General features: G+C 38.7%; 17 protein-coding genes. 6 read left to right on the top strand and 11 right to left on the bottom strand.

The window, feature by feature from the left end:
- Positions 1–78: 78 nt before the first annotated feature.
- On the top strand, positions 79–573 hold the full coding sequence (locus EFD62_RS09450) for a hypothetical protein (RefSeq protein WP_083225274.1): 495 nt from the start codon (positions 79–81) through the stop codon (positions 571–573).
- Between the two features lie 77 nt (positions 574–650).
- Here the strand turns inward: EFD62_RS09450 and EFD62_RS09445 are convergent, their stop codons facing one another.
- From EFD62_RS09445 to EFD62_RS09430, 4 genes are all read right to left on the bottom strand, one after another.
- Complete coding sequence (locus tag EFD62_RS09445) at positions 651–1,289, bottom strand: nitroreductase family protein (RefSeq protein ID WP_069196038.1); 639 nt, start codon at positions 1,287–1,289, stop codon at positions 651–653.
- A gap of 43 nt (positions 1,290–1,332) precedes the next feature.
- Complete coding sequence (locus EFD62_RS09440) at positions 1,333–3,144, bottom strand: glycoside hydrolase family 3 protein (RefSeq protein ID WP_069196037.1); 1,812 nt, start codon at positions 3,142–3,144, stop codon at positions 1,333–1,335.
- A 59-nt stretch (positions 3,145–3,203) separates the two neighbouring features.
- Entirely contained in the window at positions 3,204–4,907 is a 1,704-nt protein-coding gene (locus EFD62_RS09435; RefSeq protein ID WP_128706027.1) for a methyl-accepting chemotaxis protein, read from the bottom strand.
- Positions 4,908–5,146: 239 nt separating this feature from the next.
- On the bottom strand, positions 5,147–5,353 hold the full coding sequence (locus EFD62_RS09430; protein WP_069196035.1) for a DUF896 domain-containing protein: 207 nt from the start codon (positions 5,351–5,353) through the stop codon (positions 5,147–5,149).
- Between the two features lie 172 nt (positions 5,354–5,525).
- On the opposite strand from EFD62_RS09430, the gene trhA reads away from it, so the two are divergent.
- On the top strand, positions 5,526–6,170 hold the full coding sequence (trhA, locus tag EFD62_RS09425; protein WP_069196034.1) for a PAQR family membrane homeostasis protein TrhA: 645 nt from the start codon (positions 5,526–5,528) through the stop codon (positions 6,168–6,170).
- A 223-nt stretch (positions 6,171–6,393) separates the two neighbouring features.
- Positions 6,394–7,569 (top strand): phosphoglycerate dehydrogenase, encoded by a 1,176-nt coding sequence (locus EFD62_RS09420; RefSeq protein WP_069196033.1) that lies wholly within the window; start codon positions 6,394–6,396, stop codon positions 7,567–7,569.
- 58 nt (positions 7,570–7,627) lie between these two features.
- Here the strand turns inward: EFD62_RS09420 and EFD62_RS09415 are convergent, their stop codons facing one another.
- The 6 genes from EFD62_RS09415 to EFD62_RS09390 all read right to left on the bottom strand — a co-directional run bounded on the left by EFD62_RS09415 (position 7,628) and on the right by EFD62_RS09390 (position 12,987).
- Complete coding sequence (locus EFD62_RS09415) at positions 7,628–8,080, bottom strand: DUF2752 domain-containing protein (RefSeq protein WP_128706026.1); 453 nt, start codon at positions 8,078–8,080, stop codon at positions 7,628–7,630.
- Complete coding sequence (locus EFD62_RS09410) at positions 8,080–8,496, bottom strand: DUF4190 domain-containing protein (RefSeq protein WP_069196031.1); 417 nt, start codon at positions 8,494–8,496, stop codon at positions 8,080–8,082. Before EFD62_RS09410 ends, EFD62_RS09415 begins: the two co-directional genes overlap by 1 nt.
- 154 nt (positions 8,497–8,650) lie before the next feature.
- Positions 8,651–9,091, bottom strand: a complete 441-nt coding sequence (locus tag EFD62_RS09405) for a DUF4190 domain-containing protein (RefSeq protein WP_069196030.1) — start codon at positions 9,089–9,091, stop codon at positions 8,651–8,653.
- A gap of 223 nt (positions 9,092–9,314) precedes the next feature.
- Positions 9,315–9,731, bottom strand: a complete 417-nt coding sequence (locus EFD62_RS17475; RefSeq protein ID WP_069196029.1) for a hypothetical protein — start codon at positions 9,729–9,731, stop codon at positions 9,315–9,317.
- Positions 9,732–9,864: 133 nt separating this feature from the next.
- Positions 9,865–12,360 carry a methyl-accepting chemotaxis protein gene (locus EFD62_RS09395; RefSeq protein ID WP_069196028.1) on the bottom strand — a complete coding sequence of 832 codons (2,496 nt, stop codon included), beginning with the start codon at positions 12,358–12,360 and terminating at the stop codon, positions 9,865–9,867.
- Positions 12,361–12,486: 126 nt separating this feature from the next.
- Positions 12,487–12,987 (bottom strand): chemotaxis protein CheW, encoded by a 501-nt coding sequence (locus EFD62_RS09390; RefSeq protein ID WP_069196027.1) that lies wholly within the window; start codon positions 12,985–12,987, stop codon positions 12,487–12,489.
- A gap of 567 nt (positions 12,988–13,554) precedes the next feature.
- On the opposite strand from EFD62_RS09390, the gene EFD62_RS09385 reads away from it, so the two are divergent.
- Complete coding sequence (locus tag EFD62_RS09385; RefSeq protein WP_069196026.1) at positions 13,555–14,754, top strand: histidine decarboxylase; 1,200 nt, start codon at positions 13,555–13,557, stop codon at positions 14,752–14,754.
- Positions 14,755–14,869: 115 nt separating this feature from the next.
- Here the strand turns inward: EFD62_RS09385 and EFD62_RS09380 are convergent, their stop codons facing one another.
- On the bottom strand, positions 14,870–16,240 hold the full coding sequence (locus EFD62_RS09380) for a citrate/2-methylcitrate synthase (protein WP_069196025.1): 1,371 nt from the start codon (positions 16,238–16,240) through the stop codon (positions 14,870–14,872).
- A gap of 404 nt (positions 16,241–16,644) precedes the next feature.
- Between EFD62_RS09380 and EFD62_RS09375 the strand changes: the two genes are divergently transcribed.
- Positions 16,645–17,142: a GreA/GreB family elongation factor gene (locus EFD62_RS09375; RefSeq protein WP_069196024.1), complete on the top strand. Its 498-nt coding sequence runs from the start codon at positions 16,645–16,647 to the stop codon at positions 17,140–17,142.
- A 164-nt stretch (positions 17,143–17,306) separates the two neighbouring features.
- Positions 17,307–17,465 carry a hypothetical protein gene (locus EFD62_RS17775; protein WP_170176853.1) on the top strand — a complete coding sequence of 53 codons (159 nt, stop codon included), beginning with the start codon at positions 17,307–17,309 and terminating at the stop codon, positions 17,463–17,465.
- Positions 17,466–17,488 lie beyond the last annotated feature (23 nt).

The raw sequence follows: 17,488 nt of genomic DNA, 5'->3' as shown, positions 1-17,488 counted from the left end.
TATTTTTCATAACTTATTCTTGTTATGTATTCCATATGGCGATAAAATTAGAGTATAAAATGTATGGGGAGGTAAATCATGTCTGATAACTTTTATTCCAGCGACAGTCCTACAACTGAGCAATCAGAATCTCAGTACAGTATTCCTTTGGAGCTAAGAGAAGAAAAACCCTCTAATTTTTTCCTCGGAATTCTTGGCGGATTTGTTGCTGCACTAATAGGCGCCGCCTTATGGGCAGCAATCGCAATACTTACAGGTTATCAAATAGGGTATGTTGCTATGGGACTGGGAGCTCTTGTCGGTTTAGCGGTGAAATTATTAGGGAAGGGTTCGGAACTCCGTTTCCGCCTTGCTGGTGCCCTGCTATCTCTTTTTGGATGCATTTTGGGTAACGTCTTTTACATCTATGCTTATCTTGCCAAATCATGGGGTTTGTCCTTTTTTCAAGTGATGGGTACCACTGATCTTCCGACCACCATCGCATACCTTAGACTAACATTCAGCTTTATTGACCTGTTATTCTATGCTCTGGCCTTATATGTAGGCTTTAGAATGTCTTCCTACGAAAGATAATCTAATTAAATTTTTAAAAGCTCACGGGCCGAAAGCCCCTGAGCTTTTATTATTTATACCTATCATATCGTTTTGCCTTAAAGCATCTTAAATACTTCGTCAAGCTCTTTCATGTTTTTGCTTCTCGGAGTATAGGCAGGCACTCCCACAGGTATTAGGCTTATAAACCGGTCGTCTTCATCCATTTCCAAAATCTCTTTTATTCTCTCTGCCGCAATTGCAGGCTCATTCATCCAGCAGGCACCATATCCCTTTTCCTCAACTGCGAGCAGCAAATTCTCTATTGCCGCACCAATCGACAACAAATCGTAATTGGCAAAAAGCTTCATAATATCCTCATCCTCTAAGCCCTGCTCCTTTAGTGCAAGCACCATGGTCTTGTCATAAAATTCGGCTTTTGTCATAAACACCGCTATTACCAAAGGTGCCTTGGCAAAAAAGCTCACTGCTTTTCTCTTTGAGTTCAAGTAATCCTCGGATAATTCGCTTCTTTTAATCTCCAGAACTTTTTCCAGCTCCTCAATTACTGCACCTTCAATTCTTGCTATTATCTCTTTATCCTTTATGGCTACAAACTTCCAGCACTGGCTGTTGCAACCGCTAGGTGCCCTTACAGCAGCATCTATGAAATATTTAATGTCCTCGTTGGGTATATCATCATTTTGAAACTTTCTGATACTCCTTCTTTTGGTGGCAAGTTCTAAAAAACTGTTCATTTCATCATCTCCCCAATATTAACTTAATAGTAAATCTAAGGCCTTAGAGTCCAAATCCAAAGGGAAACAAATTGGTGTCGTCTCCCTCTCGTATTGGCAAATTATCAATGCTTGCAGGCCATGCAAACGGCAACTTGCCCTTAAACTCATAATCCCCGTATAATACATCAGCTACTGCATCCCCTTCACTTCCGGGTAGCCATGCAGCTACGAAAGCATCCCAATTTGCAATCTCATTTGTGACAATTCTCGGCCTACCGGAAACCAGTATTACCACTACCGGAATACCTGCTCCTTGTAGCTGTTCCAACGCCTTTCTATTGCCCGGATGAGCCTGGCCCGAATATAGATCAAGCTCTCCATCATCTCCCCGTCCTTCGGCATAGGGCTTCTCTCCTATAACAATAACTGCGACATCGGCACTTTTTATGTCATTAGGATCGGTAATAATTGCTCCTCCACTCGCCTCTGCAATCTTCTTAAACCCATCAAGAATGGTGGAACCGTTAACCCAATTATCTCCCAAGCCTCCCTGCCATGTTTTCGTCCAACCTCCGCACTGCATACCTATATTGTCGGCTGCGGGCCCGGAAACAAAAATTTTTGCACTTTTATCTAAAGGGAGTATATTGTTTTCATTCTTAAGAAGAACCAAAGACTGTCTCACAGCTTCCTTTGCAATCTCTCGATTTTTATCATCTCCAAGCTTGGCTGCTGCCAATTGCTTATTTCCGGTAGGATTCTCAAACAGCCCCATTTCAATCTTTACTTTTAAGATCCTTCTTACCGCATCATTTATTCTTTCCTCTGTTATGTCCCCTTGTTCTACGGCCAGTTTAATATTGTCTATTGTTTCCTTCCAATGATCCGGCTCCATAAACATATCTATTCCAGCGTTCACCGAGTCAACCAGTTGGTGATAAAAGTCCTGTCCGCTAAGCTGGTGAGTAGCTTCATAGTCGGTTATAACAAAACCCTCAAAACCAAGCTCTCCTTTTAGAATATCCTGAATTAGATACTTGTTCTCATGGTTTTTTACACCGTTCCAACTGCTAAAGGAAACCATCACTGTTTTTACCCCCGCTTTTACAGCCTCCTCATAGGCCGGAAGGTATATTTCTCGAAGCTCCTCCTCCGATATCTGCGCATCTCCCTGATCTATAAGGAAACCGCTGTCACCGGTGCCCCACTTTGTAGCACCATCAGCTAAATAGTGCTTGGCTGAAGTTGCAATCTGAAATTTATCCTGCATTGTCTTAATATAGGGAACAAGAAGCATATTTATCAATTCAGGATCCTGACCGAAGCTCTCATAAGTCCTTCCCCATCTTATATCTTTTGCTACAGCTACACACGGTGCAAAAGTCCAGGTTACACCCGTTGCAATCATTTCAGCCGCAGTAACCGAAGCAATATCGGACATTAGTTCCGGATTTGCAGCGGCACCGAGTCCAATATTGTGCGGAAATATGATCGCTTCAGGCAATGTATTATGACCATGAACAGCATCTACTCCATAAATAATCGGGATTCCAAGGCGAGTAGATGTTGCCGCATTCTGGTAATCCTCACACATTTTAATCCAGTCTTTCTGAGTGTTTGTGCCGGGAGCCGAACCACCGCCGCTTAGAATTGAACCAATGAAATATTTTTTTACATCTTGGGGCAAAGCTGTGTTTCTGCCCGCCTGAATCATTTGACCCACTTTTTCATCCAGCGTCATTTGATTGATTAAGTTTTCTGTCTTCTCATTAATTTCTCTCTGTTTCATGTCAGTATCCTGACATGCAGACAGAATTGAAGCCATCAACACACATGCAATGATAAAACTAATGATTTTCTCTAATTTCCCCATTATCTTCTCCCCCCATATCTTAGCTTATTCCAATTCTTCTTATTCTAATTCTTCCTATTCTAATTCTGTTTTTCAACCTTAAATACGCTCACATCCTGGTTCAGTCTATTTGCAAGACTATTCATTTCCTGGGCCATTGTAGAAAGTTGCTGCATGCTTTCTGCCTCCGTTTGAACCGATGCCGTTATCTCCTCTGCTGCAGCCGCAACCTCGCTAAATACGCCTGAAATATCTTCAATTCTCCCTATTATAGCATTCTTCTCCTGCGATAAACTCTTGACCGATGTGGATACACTTTCAATTTGAGTAATTACATTATCTGCTTCAACACGTATATTATCATAAGAGCTAACAGTATACTTAATTGTCTGCATCTGAGTATCCAATTTGTTGGAAATAATCTGTATGTTATTAAATACTTTCTCCGTATTTCTTGTGATATTATTAATGAACTGATTAATATTATTGGAATAACCCATTACCTGAGCCGCAAGTTTTTTTATCTCATCTGCTACAACAGAAAAACCTTTCCCTGCTTCCCCTGCTCTTGCCGATTCGATTGAAGCATTCAATGCAAGCAAATTGGTTTGCCCCGCTATGCTGTTTATGACCTCGGTTATTTTATTTATTTCAAAGACATCGTTATTTAAGGACACTACCTCTTCCATTGTAGAACTGAAGGATTTCTTCGTATCCTCCACTGATTTCACCAAATTCTGAAGAGAAATATATTCAACATCGGTGATTTCTTTCATTTTGCTGTTGCTGTCCAAAACATTCTTGGTTTCATCAAGCATCCTGTCCAGTTTACTGCCGAAATCCTCCAAAATACGAATAATATATTGAATGTTTGATGCTTGATCTGCAATTGATTTTGTTACATCTTCTATGTTTTGAGAAATCTGTTCGCCGGTAGTCCCGGTCTCATCGCTTGTATAGGCAAGTTCCGCAGAGAATTTATTAAGCACACCTATGCTGTCCTTGACGGTTTTTATGGTTTCCTTTAGGACTGATACCGATGTGTTAAGTGCAGTTGTGAGTGTTTTTGTTTCATCATTAGCCTTACTGTAAAATTCGACAGTAAAATCTCCCTTTGAGAAATCGTCAAGTCTTAAGATAACACCTTTTATCGGGTTTATTATTGTTTTTGCTATTACAAAGCCTATAATGACCGCAACAATTCCTATTAACAGCGAAATCAGAATAGTATTCATTAAAGTACTTTCAATTTCGCTATACATTCTTTCTAAAGAAATACCGACATTAAGGCTCCCAGATCCTACTAGCTCAGTAGAAAAAGGAATTGACACATTATATACTTTTTGACCTTGATTTGTTTCAGAGATAAGCCCCACTGTAGCAGATGTAATAGCATCAATTTTGCTTTTATCACCGCTTAATTCTGTCGCCCCGGATACGGCATCCACGTTTTCATCTCCAGCCCCTGAACTTCCATAGGATTTCTCATCATCGGAAGAGACAAGTATATTATGGTTATTGTCTGTGACAGACATGTAAAGAATATTTCCATTGCTTTCCCGCTTTAATTCCTTGAATATTTTCTCAATTTTATCCAATTCAGTAATATTATTGCTTACAATCTCTCTTCTAATAGATGTAACCAGTGCTCTGCCATCACTCTCCATTTGTCTTGTAACCGCTCCCTGCACTACATAAGATGTAATTATTGAAAACGATACAGTACATATTGCAGATATTAATATTACTGTGCCCAACATTTTTTTCATCAAAGAATTGAACACATATATTACCCCTTTCCCATATTAAGATTTATACTGCAACCCCTTTACAAGTCTACATATTCTATTAAAGAAGGTTTATATAATTTTATCGACCAAACGGTTTTAAAGCTTTATCAAATTCTGCGTATATTGCCCATGCACGTATGTTTTGAATAATCAACAAGAGGTAATTATTTGTGGCATATTTATGTTTTTTAGGAAGTCATCTACGGTCAAGAACAATCTCAAATGAGCACCAATTAGTTGTCCTTCCTCAACGCTCTCCTGTTTCCGTCTTTATCAACTATAACTACAGAGTCAAGGGTTGCCTTAAAGTTACTTCGAAAAATCTTCAGATATTCCTGTCTCAAAGTCTGTTGCTCTTCTTTTTCTTCATCTGTAAGTCCAACAGATTTAGACTTTCTGGAAAGCTCATTAATTCTGTTTATCAACTCCTGATGATTCATAATTCCGTCACCCCTTTCACATATATAAATGATTAAAATATAGAGATACATTACTCAAAGCTTGTTTTTATTAAAGTATAATAAATTTTTCGCAAATTTACAAAGTTTTTTTCCTTTATGATGATATAATATTTCTAAGTCTGATAATAAGAATTTCAAGGAGGTAGTATAAATGTCAAGACCGCATATTAAACTGACCTTTGGGGAAGAGGTCGCAAACACAATCAGTCACGGCGTTGCATCCCTTGCAGTATTGTTTGCCTTCCCTTTCGCAGCAATCACTGCCTATAATAACGGCAGTATCGCTGATGTTTTGGGTGTAACCATATTTTGCATCTCAATTTTCCTAATGTTTCTGATGTCAACCCTCTACCATGCCATGGAGCACGAAACAGCGCACAAAACTGTCCTTCATATACTTGACCATATTTTCATATATTTCGCCATCGCAGGTACATATACGCCCGTTGCTATTTCCGTCATCGGAGGTTGGCAGGCAGTCGTAATCCTTATTATCCAGTGGAGTATGGTGTTATTCGGCATACTGTATAAATCCATTTCCAGACGTTCTATGCCTAAAGTATCCTTGATAATTTATCTGGTAATGGGTTGGACTCTGCTTATCTTTATGCCTCTGTTTGTCGAAAAGGCAAATCCCACTCTCTTCTGGATGATCCTTGGTGGAGGCATTTTCTACTCCCTCGGAGCAATCATCTATGCGCGAAAGGGCTTCAAATATCACCATATGGTCTGGCATATATCGGTATTTCTAGGGGCATTGACTCATTTTATCGGTATTTGCTTTTTCATGTACTGACCTTGCGCTTCGCAAGCTCCAACGATTCAGGCGGCTTAAAAGCTCTGCCTTTTTCCGCCTTTTTTCAATCACCCCTTGAAGCCTCAAATATAAAAGTAGTATAATATATTTAAAATAATATTTTTTAAAAGACATGCTCGTAGAGGGTTATTTTTTTCATCATAGATTGTTAAAAAATAAACCATCTAAAGTAATAGCAATAAATATATAAAGGAGAGTCAAAATGTATACTATTCAAACGCTTAATAAGATTTCATTAAAGGGCCTAGAGCTCTTCCCAAGAGATAACTATGAAATAGCTACAGAGATATCCAATCCTGACGCCGTTCTTGTAAGAAGCTACAACATGCTCGAAATGGATTTTTCCAAAAATCTTAAGGCGATTGCCAGAGCAGGAGCCGGAGTCAATAATATTCCGGTAGATAAGTGCACCGAAAAAGGAATCGTGGTTTTCAATACCCCGGGAGCAAATGCCAATGCCGTAAAAGAGCTTGTTCTCGCTTCACTGTTCCTGTCATCCCGCAAAGTTTATAAGGGTATTTCCTGGGCTCAGTCTCTCAAAGGCAAAGGTGATGAAGTGGCTCAATTAGTGGAAAAAGGCAAATCCCAATTCGCAGGACCCGAAATAAAAGGAAAAAAACTTGGGGTTATCGGCCTTGGAGCTATAGGTGTTATGGTTGCCAACGATGCTGTTTCTCTGGGTATGGAAGTAATCGGTTATGACCCATTTATCTCCATAGATTCTGCATGGGAACTTTCCAGCTCCGTTGAAAAAGCAATGAGCCTTGACCATCTGATTTCCACCTGCGACTACATAACCATACATGTACCCTATAGTTCTAAAACCAGTGGTATGATAAACAAGGACAAATTTGACATGATGAAGAAAGGTGTTAGGCTGCTAAACTTTGCAAGAGGTGGTCTTGTGGTCAACAAAGATCTGCTTGAAGCAATAGATAACGGTACTGTTGCATGTTATGTTACTGACTTCCCTGAAGACGAATTGCTTGGCAATGACAATATTATTACTTTGCCTCATCTTGGAGCTTCAACACCCGAATCCGAGGAGAACTGTGCTGTAATGGCTGCAAGCCAGCTCCGTGATTTTCTTGAATTCGGTAATATCAAAAACTCCGTGAATTTCCCCAACTGTGAGCTTCCTCACACAGGAAACGTCAGAATAATTGCTGCCCACGACAATATACCCAACATGTTCGGTCAGATCACTTCTCTTATAGCTCGCAACGGAATCAATATCGGAGATATGATAAGCAAACACAAGGACAAAATCGGATATACGATTTTAAATATAGAAGGTTCTGTTTCCCCTGAGATTGTAGATAATATAAAGGCAATCGAAGGAGTAAGAATGGTCAGAGTAATTGAGAAAACTAAATAAGCCAAAAAGACTCAGGGATATGACAGTCCCTGAGTTTTTTATTAGCCTCTTTTATTTCTTAGAAAAACTGAACAGTAAATTGTCCAACCGCCACTGATCCAATGATTATAAGGAAGACAATACCTAGTGCGACTACAATCCTTTCAAGCGGTATTTTTCGATTAAATATAAGCATAATTCTGTAAGGAATCTGAAGAACGCAAAAGAGATATAATAGGGCACCTGCTCTGTTCATAGCCCAAGCAGCTGAAATATTAAAATCACTCATGTATATAAAACTTCTTGTCATTCCACATGCCGGACAATTGTACCCCGTGGATGCCCGAAAAATACAGGGTATCCCAATACCGTATAAATGCCCTCCCAATCCAAAAGCAGTCCCCTCTCCATTCGTGACCATAAAGAAGGATGCCATCACCGGGAAGAAGCAGAGCAATAAAATTGATAGATGCAGAATATAGTCTTCATTTAAAAACCTTCTAAAATGCCCTTTTGCACAGATCTGCTTCATTAATTATTCCCACTCTCTTTTAATTGAACGTCAAGATTTTGCCAAAATTCACGTACTGCAGGGTCCGTACTAACAGCAGCATATATAAGAAGGGCAACAGCTGCACCCACCGAAACAATACCAAGTATGATTCCGATTAGCGCCATTGTAGCTCCTGTCTGCGTATCCTGGGACCTCTTTATCCTGTATCTGGCCACAGCACCAAAAACAATAGCAATTGCTCCCGGTATCCAGCCAAGGCATAAACATATAAGCGGTATTGAAACAATCCCAAATATCAAGGAATATTTGGCATAAGGATTGGTTTTGGAACTTTTAGATTTTTTGCCTTTTCCAAAACCAAAGGAAACACCGCAACTTCCACATGAAGCAGCAAAATCCTCATTAAGAAAATTACATTTAGGACACCTCTTCATTTATAACTCCTTCCATACTATTACCATAGCCTCACATAAACCATAATAGTTGCATATTATTTAAAAAGCATTTCGCTTTCATGGCTTTTGACATAAAAACGAAATGCTGAGAAACCTAAGCTATTGTATCTATCTCAATTTTTATAGATAATACCTAATCAAAATAGAACTCACTATATCCTCCGTTTAATCCTCTATTAAATCCTTCCATGAATCCTCCCCAGAAGATTGGAGACAACACGAGAGAAACCAATGACAACGCTATTCCTATAAAGCCTATTATAATCCCCGCTAACGCCAATCCGTCTCCCTTTTCAAATCCCATTGAATTCTTTATCTTACTTTTACTCAAAAAACCAAAAACAACAGCAAGTATTGAAGGTATAATGCTTATACCGCAACAGCATGACAACAATAAGGATGATATACCAAGTACCAATGATGCTATGGCAAAACCATTGGTTTTAGCCTGCTGCGGCTCATTAATACTAGCATATGTATTATACTCTGTTTCATTGGTTAAAAGAGAACCGCATTGGCTACATGTAGCAGCAGAATCTTCATTTAATTTACTGCAGTTAGGACATAATTTCATTTACTAACCCCCTATCTGATTATGTGTCATCGAATATCTTAGCATACATGTTAATTCTATATTAATTTTGTGTTTTTTTCAACACAAATCATCCGTAATACTATAGGTAAATTTTTTATATCGGCTAATTTCCCGCCAAAAAAAAAGAGGCTTTTTTCGCCCCTCATAGTTTTTTGGTTCTAGTTTTAATTGGAAAAACAAGAATTTGTTATGCTAATAATCGCTAGAAGCATATAAAGCTTTGAATATTTCTTAAGTCAACACCGAAGTAAATCCAACGAAAACCTGTCCATCTCCATCCTGCCGCCGATCTTCTTCCGACAAAGTTCAGCCAGGCCCAGAACCTTTCACCCGTATTAAGCCATATGAAGACAAATCTATTGGTACAAGGTCTTATCGCTCCAGGATCAACCGCCAGCAAACCCGGTGTTTGCGCCTGTGACTGCTGAGGTGTAAAGGAAGGCGGCGGACCTGAAGGAGCACCACCCGACGTCCCCGGAGATACACCAGGAGCTCCAGAAGGCGGCCCAAAAGGCGGCTGAAACTGTCCAAACGGAGGTAGAAACTGCTGTCCAAATTGCTGACGGAACTCTTCCGATGGTATCGCCCTTTCTTCTTCACTATGATAGTATTCATACATACTTTTATTCTCTCCTTTTAATTTTGCTATCTCCTACTACATATTATGTAAATCATCTTTTTTAGTTCCATAGGTTTGTGTCTTAATTCCGGATAGCAAAAAGGAGCAATAAAATATTGTTATATAGATTACATTAATATTTGCCATATTCATTGTTATCCAGCGATATTTGGGCTTTTGAGTCACATTCTTTATGCTCATACACTTTACTCTTTGATTCATCTATATGTAAATTCATTTTTTGGTCAACCATATTCTCAATCATCCGTATCACATCAGGCTTAATATTATCAATCTTTGCCGATTCCGCAAAATTTGCTTTCAGCTTGAATCTACCTAAGGAGTCCTTCAACATATTTGCCTGTTTTGATAGTTCTTCATTGGCAGCTGCACTTTCTTCCGCTTCCACAGAATTCGTATGTATTACTTCCGCAACTTGTGATATCGCCTGGTTTACCTGCGAAATTCCCATATCCTGTTCCTTGGATGCCGCGGCTATTTCTCCTGCCAACTCGGATGTTTCTGTCACTCCATCCGCTATCTTGTTCAGTGCTTCAGCAGTTTCGTGTGCTATTTTAGTTCCGGCTTCCACAGTTCTTATAGACCCTTCTATCATTTCAGTAGTCTCCCTTGCAGCTTTTGCGCTCCTTTCAGCTAGATTCCTGACCTCTTCCGCAACAACGGCAAACCCCTTACCGTGCTGTCCGGCCCTTGCTGCCTCTACTGCTGCATTTAGTGCCAATATATTCGTCTGGAATGCAATATCATCAATTACCTTAATTATCCTAGAAATATCTGACGATGATTTATTTATATCCTGCATTGATAGAAGCATATCTTCCATATGATTTTTTCCCTGCATAGCATTGTTTTTCACAGTCAATGCCAGTTCATTTGCCTTATTTGCATTTAATGCATTCTGCTTTGTCTGAGCTGATATCTGCTCCATCGATGACGTTATTTCTTCTATTGTACTTGCCTGTTCAGTAGTTCCCTGAGACAGTGTCTCACTTGATGCCGCTACCTGTCTTGAGCTTGATGCCACCTGGTCAGCTGCTGCCGTCACTTCCCACAGAATCTCATTAATATTGTCAATAGTCATGTTGAGATTTTCCTTTATTATGGCATTTTCTCCTTTGTAATCCCCTTTTACAGAAACATTTAAATTGCCCTTTGCTACTTCCTTTAAAACATCCGAAGCTTCCCTTATAGGCTCTATGACAGCATCAAGGGTCTTGTTTATACCTCTTAGCAACTGTTTCCACCCTCCATTGAATGCCTCCTCTTTTCCTCTTATGCCAAGCTTACCTTCCTCAACCGCCATCGTTATTGAGTCAATTTCAGTTTTTAACTGCTTCAAGTTTGACAGCATCACATTGAAGGCACCTGTCAAATCTCCGGCATGCTTTCCGTCTTCTTTCAAGATATTATCTTCTGCCAGATCACCCTGGGCTATTTTTTCAGCCATACGGGCAATATCCTTTAGATTTTGCTGCATTTTATGGAACGCCCTTGATAAGTCACCGACCTCGTCTTGAGTTTTAATTATGTTTATGTCTGCTGAGAGATTGTCTTCCGCTATCTGCTCGGCTACATTTGTAAGTTGCTTAATCGGCCCCACAATACTTCTCGTAATAAAGAAAATAATAACCAACAATACTGACAATGCTACAATTCCTAAAATTAGTGATGCATTTCTAATCATGTTGGCTTTTTCCATAACTTCGCTCATTGGAGCTGCTATAACAAAAGACCAAGGAGTCTTTGTATTTCCAAAGTTTATCGGGACATAAACCTTATAAACCTCTTCCTTTAATATTTCACAATATTCTGTACTTGTGTATACATTGCCACTTTTTATTGCAGCTTTAGCCTCCTCGTCAGTTATTGGTGTGAAAATATTCTCTTCCTTTATATCTGCAACATATACACCATCATTGGCAATAAGCGAAGCATATCCTCTTTCATATGGTTTTATTTTTATTAGCTTATCTTGGAAAGTGCCTAAGACGACATCTACCCCTGCAACCCCTACAAATTGACCATTGTATTTTATGGGGACAACAATACTTGACATAGGAGCATACTCACCGTCAACCGGATATAGGTAAGGATTTGTAACTGTTTCTTGACCTGTTTGCTTCGGGAGGTTATAGAATTCCCCAGTCTCATAGTCAACTATTGCCACTTGCTGTATGCTACCACCGTCTCTATTCCAAAGGGGTAAAAACCTTCCTGTTTCATCGTACCCAGGCTTGCCAACATACTCTGAATCTTTGCCGTCAAGAGCATTGGGTTCCCATAATGTCCATACTCCATTAAAACTTTCATCCTTCTCTAATACATTTTTTAATATGCTGTTCATTATATTTCTATCAGGAGTAGTCGTGGCTCTCATTGCCTCGAAAGTTTGAGCCAAAGTCCTGGCAGTGTCGAGAGGAACTTCTATCTCTGCCTTCACTTCATTGCTGTATCTGTAAGCCATTTCTTCTACTTTATCGAATCCTTCTTCCATTGCCATATTGCTTGATAACACATAACTGATAATAATTGTTGCTGCCAAAGCTACAGCAGTAACAGTACCGATAAGCACCATCATTTTGGTTGTCAAATTCATTTTGTTAATCAATCTAAATCCCTCCTGGATTGTTGTTTTATTTTTCGATTTATTGAAGCTCTTTACTATAGATTTTTATCAATTCAAGCTACTGCTAGGACTCTAATCCTCTCTTTTTTCCATATACTTTTCAGCTCATCAGTGTTTTGCGTTCCCAAGTACGTTTTCTAAGGCACTATTGCTTAACAGTCTCTCACAATCTAACAGTAGTTTTATCCCACTTTCCGTCTTACCTATAGCATGTATATACTTTTGCTTTCCTCCGTCGTTTACTTCAGGTGGAGGAACTATGTTCTCCTCATATATTTGCAGAACTTCCGCAACTCCATCAACAATGAGCCCTATACAAACTCCTCTGATGTTCAGCACGATAGTACAGGTTCTATCATTATATTCCTTTTCTTCTAGCCCCAACATCAGTCTTACATCAATAACCGGTATTACCTTACCCCTTAAATTAATTATTCCTTTGACATGCCCCTGCATTTCAGGAATCTCAGTTATTTTCTGAATACCAACTATTTCCGTTACATAATTGATTCCTATGCCATATTCTTCGTTGCCAATCAAAAAGATAAGATATTTATCTTTCTGCGTATCCTCTTCAATCTCCAAAATTTCATCTTGAATATCAGACATTTCTCTTCTCCTTTCCTTTGTAATTACTCTCTGGGAAGTACTTTAGAACTGCTAACATTTACAAAGTATCCAAGAAGCTGATTACCCGGCTGAATTGAAGCAAAGTCATATTTAGTCTATGATTTATGTAACACTTTAGAGTCCTAGACATTTATTTCATTGGTAAATATCGTATTGTTTTATCAGTTTCTTAACAATAATGGTTGATTTTTTTTTAATTTTATGTATATAATTCCTTTATAGGTGCCTATGATACAGACATGCAATTTAATTGTCTAATTTGTAATTTAGTGCAGGAAAAGTTTTTTGTAGTCTTATTAGAAGTCTTAATTATTAAGTTATAACTATGTATATTTAAGAGTTCGGTTCAACGATAATTACTTTAATATAAGTTAATCAACAGTATGATTCCACTACCCGCAAATTTAATGATTTGCGATTAAGAATTTTTCTGTCGATTAATAACGGATTGAATCATTAACGAGACATGTTTCGGAAAATTATTTGTTTTAAGAATGCAGTTATTATTACTTTCTATCGAATAATGAGAGGACGGGATTTTTTATTATGTCAACACAGCAAAACTTGTTTTTTGATTCAATGCTTAATCCTTCTGTTGCTACTGGTTTTGAATCCGGTAAAAATGAAGATTTACTTAAAGAGATTAATAAAATTTATGAAGATTTATATGAAAAACACCAGCATTATCTTGGGTATCCATTTAATTTGAGCCTCGAATACGCTGATTTAGGTAAATTTCTAAACTTGCAGCCTAACAATCTTGGTGATGCGTTCTATTCTTCCACAGTCAACATTGACACAAAGAAGCAAGAACGGCAAGTTTTGAAGTTTTTTGCCGATGTATACAAACTTCCATGGGAAGAAACTTGGGGTTATATAGGAAACGGCGGCACCGAAGGAAACCTCTGTGGGATGCTGGTTGCCCGCGAACGTTATCCTGATGGGGTTTTTTATTTCTCCGAGGCCAGTCATTACAGTATAAAAAAGAATGCCTGGATATTGGGCAAGCCGGGTGAGGTAATTCCATCCCAGCCCAATGGTGAGTTTAATTATGACGCGTTAATTGAGCGTATACATAAAAACGGCAACAAACCTGTATTACTCGTTGCAACATTAGGGACAACCATGTCCGGCGCCATTGATAATGTTAAAACTATAGTTGACTTATTTAAAGAACATAATATTAAAGAGTACCACATTCACTATGACGGCGCACTTTTTGGCGGAATGGTACCGTTTATGGAAGACGGACCGGTACTTAATTTCGAAAGTCTGCCTATAGACTCTATTGCCATCAGCGGGCATAAATTCATAGGTTGTCCTATGCCGGCAGGTATTTTCCTCACACGAAAAAAATACATTCAGAAAATCCTTGAGAATTCGGATGTCTCCTATGTCGGTACTAAAGACACTACTATAAGCGGTTGCCGCAATGGGCTTTCTTCATTACTTCTTTGGTATCAGGTAAATCGCAAGGGTGTAGAAGGGTTCAGACAAGATGTTAAACAGTGCATGGAAGTGACCGAATATGCAAAGGCCAGATTGGATTCTATCGGTTGGAACAACTTCTTGAATCCATGGTCAAACACTATTGTAATTGATAGGCCAAACGATGCTATATGCAATTACTGGTCACTAGCTTGCGAAGGGGATAAAGCGCATATTATTATTATGCAACATGTCACAAAAGAACATATTGACCTATTCATCGAGCATTTATTAGGTAGCAAACACACTATGAATTAAACTCCAAGCCTAATGAACTAACTCTGTGAATTTTAGGCTGCGCCAGCATGGCTGCACCATCTAAAAAAAGCCGCTTTTCCAAGCGGCTTTTTTGCATACTGTTTTCACGGGTCTATTATTTTCGATCTTTCATGGATACATAGTCACGCCTTTGGGCAACACTCTTATATGCTGGCCTGATGATTTTTCCCGCATTAACAATCTCCTCTATACGGTGAGCGGCCCAACCCGCCATTCTCGAAATAGCAAAAATCGGAGTATACAGTTCCAAAGGAAGATCCAACATTTTATAGACAAAGCCCGAATAGAAATCTACATTGGCACTTACACCCTTATATATCTTACGAACCCTTGTAATGACTTGGGGAGCCAATCTTTCTACCCTATCATACAGTTCAAATTCGTCCTCCAGCCCCTTTTCCTTAGCAAGCTTTTCTGCCTGTTCCTTAAGAAGGATACATCTAGGGTCGGATATTGAATAAACTGCATGACCTATACCATAAATCAGCCCTGAACGGTCAAAGGCCTCTTTATTTAACAGCTTCATCAGGTAGTTCTCAACTTCATCGTCATCCTTTACATCCTTAACATTTTGCTTTAAATCTTCAAACATCTCGCAAACCTTTATATTCGCTCCACCATGTCTCGGACCTTTAAGGGAACCGATTGCTGCGGCAATAACAGAGTATGTGTCAGTTCCCGAAGAAGTAACAACATGAGTCACAAACGATGAATTATTACCACCGCCATGCTCGGCATGCAATACAAGGGAAAGATCAAGTAATGATGCCTCAAGCTTCGTATATTTACTGTCAGGCCTCAGCATATGCAAGATGTTTTCTGCAGTGCTCAACTCAGGTCTTGGAGTGTGAATAACCAAACTCTTTTTGTCATAGTAATGGGACAACGCCTGATAGGCATAAACGGCAATCGTAGGCATACATGCGATTAAACGTATACACTGATTTAGAACATTTTTCACCGAAGTATCTTCCGCATTGCTGTCATAGCTGTAATACGCCAGGACACTCCTTGCCAGCACATTCATGATATTTTTGCCCGGCAGATTCAAAATCATATCTTTGAGAAACTCTTCCGGAAGTTGACGGTAGAAAGAAAGAAACTTTTCAAACTCACTCAACTGCTCTTTGTTTGGCAAATTTCCAAAAAGAAGCAAATATGTAGCTTCTTCAAAGCCAAAGCGGCCTTCACTGATAAAGCCGTCAACCAGATCAAAAATGTCTATGCCTCTGTAAATCAATCTTCCCGGGACAGGTACTATTTCATTTTCATCAATAATATACGAATGAACTTCCCCAATCTCCGTCAAACCCACAAGTACGCCCTTGCCATCTAAGTCTCTCAGTCCGCGCTTTACCTGATATTTAACAAAAAGCTCAGGATCAATATAGCTACTTTTTGTTGCTAAACCGCACAACTCCTCCAATTTCTTGCTTTCGAATTCTTTAAATTCAGTATTCTTCATAAGGATACCTCACATTTATATTAATATAGTATATCTTTGCGTAATATTTCGACCTATGTCAAAAGAAATTTGAATTACAGAACTTTAATAAGCTAATTTTATCACAAATAAGCCAATCAGTCTATAATTTTAATTGATATCAAAAACAATCAATGCATCGGATACCCTGCATTTTGTATGGTTTGATGGATTTGGAAAACCAACCTTCATGTTATTAAATTCAATACTATCCATTTAACTGGCAAAAAGCAATTAAATGTAAATGCGATACATTCTTGACACACATTTACATTTATGTTATCATGTATAATATAGGCGTTCCGCAATTCATATTGCGGGATGCCTCATTCTATTATCACGAGTTTTTCCATTTAATAACACTAATTTGCTAAAGGGAGATGAAAATGTATAAAAATTTATTGTCCAGGGAAATGTATGACTATTTATCATGGCACATAAGCGAAATGGAGAAGGAAAGGGACATACTTTTAAATGAGCACTATATCGAAGAGACAAAGGAAAGTATCAATTTTCAGGAGTTTTTTAGAGATTATCTGGAGCAAATCAAAAATTATTTAAGTACTGCAACTGTTGATAAAAACGGGTCTAACAGCTGTCCTTTTGTAATCATAGACAGTATTGTTGAAGTGTTTGACTCCGAAGAAACAGAAAAATACAAGTATCGTATTGTGCTTCCTTTCTCAAAACAGTATGATGCTTCTATTGATTGTGCTTCATGCCTTTCTCCGTTAGGTAGATCCCTGCTTTTCAAGAGTGTAAATGACAATGTTAGCGTGCAGATCCCTACGGGCGTATTGCACTATGCAATATTGGACATTACTCTTCCCGACGCGAAGTCAACAATTTTAACTGACACAACAGCATATACCGTTGCTGAGTAGTTAATAACATGGGGCATTTAGCCCCATTTTTTTGTCTGATTTTCTCAAATCTCGAATTCTGTGAAGCCAGCAAAACAGATAAAACCAAGATACATATTTATTTAAAATGTGCAGAAGATAAATATCGTAATAGCGGACAATTTAAAAAAGGAGGCTTGCTTTCCGTGGATAAGAAGATGAGAGATAAGAATGTAGTAAAAGAAGGTGTAAATGATCCGGCTTTTTATAATGATCAGATTGACAAAAACAAAGAACCCATGAGGGCATCGATGCAAAAGGACAAGAGCAAGGATAAAAACTGCAAGTGCCAAAACGGCCTGTAAAATAAAAAAAGCCACCTCATTTA

The sequence above is a fragment of the Acetivibrio mesophilus genome (assembly GCF_004102745.1).
GTDB lineage: Bacteria > Bacillota > Clostridia > Acetivibrionales > Acetivibrionaceae > Hungateiclostridium > Hungateiclostridium mesophilum.
Note: the sequence above shows the minus strand (reverse complement) of the source record. Positions and strands in the feature narration are given on the sequence as shown.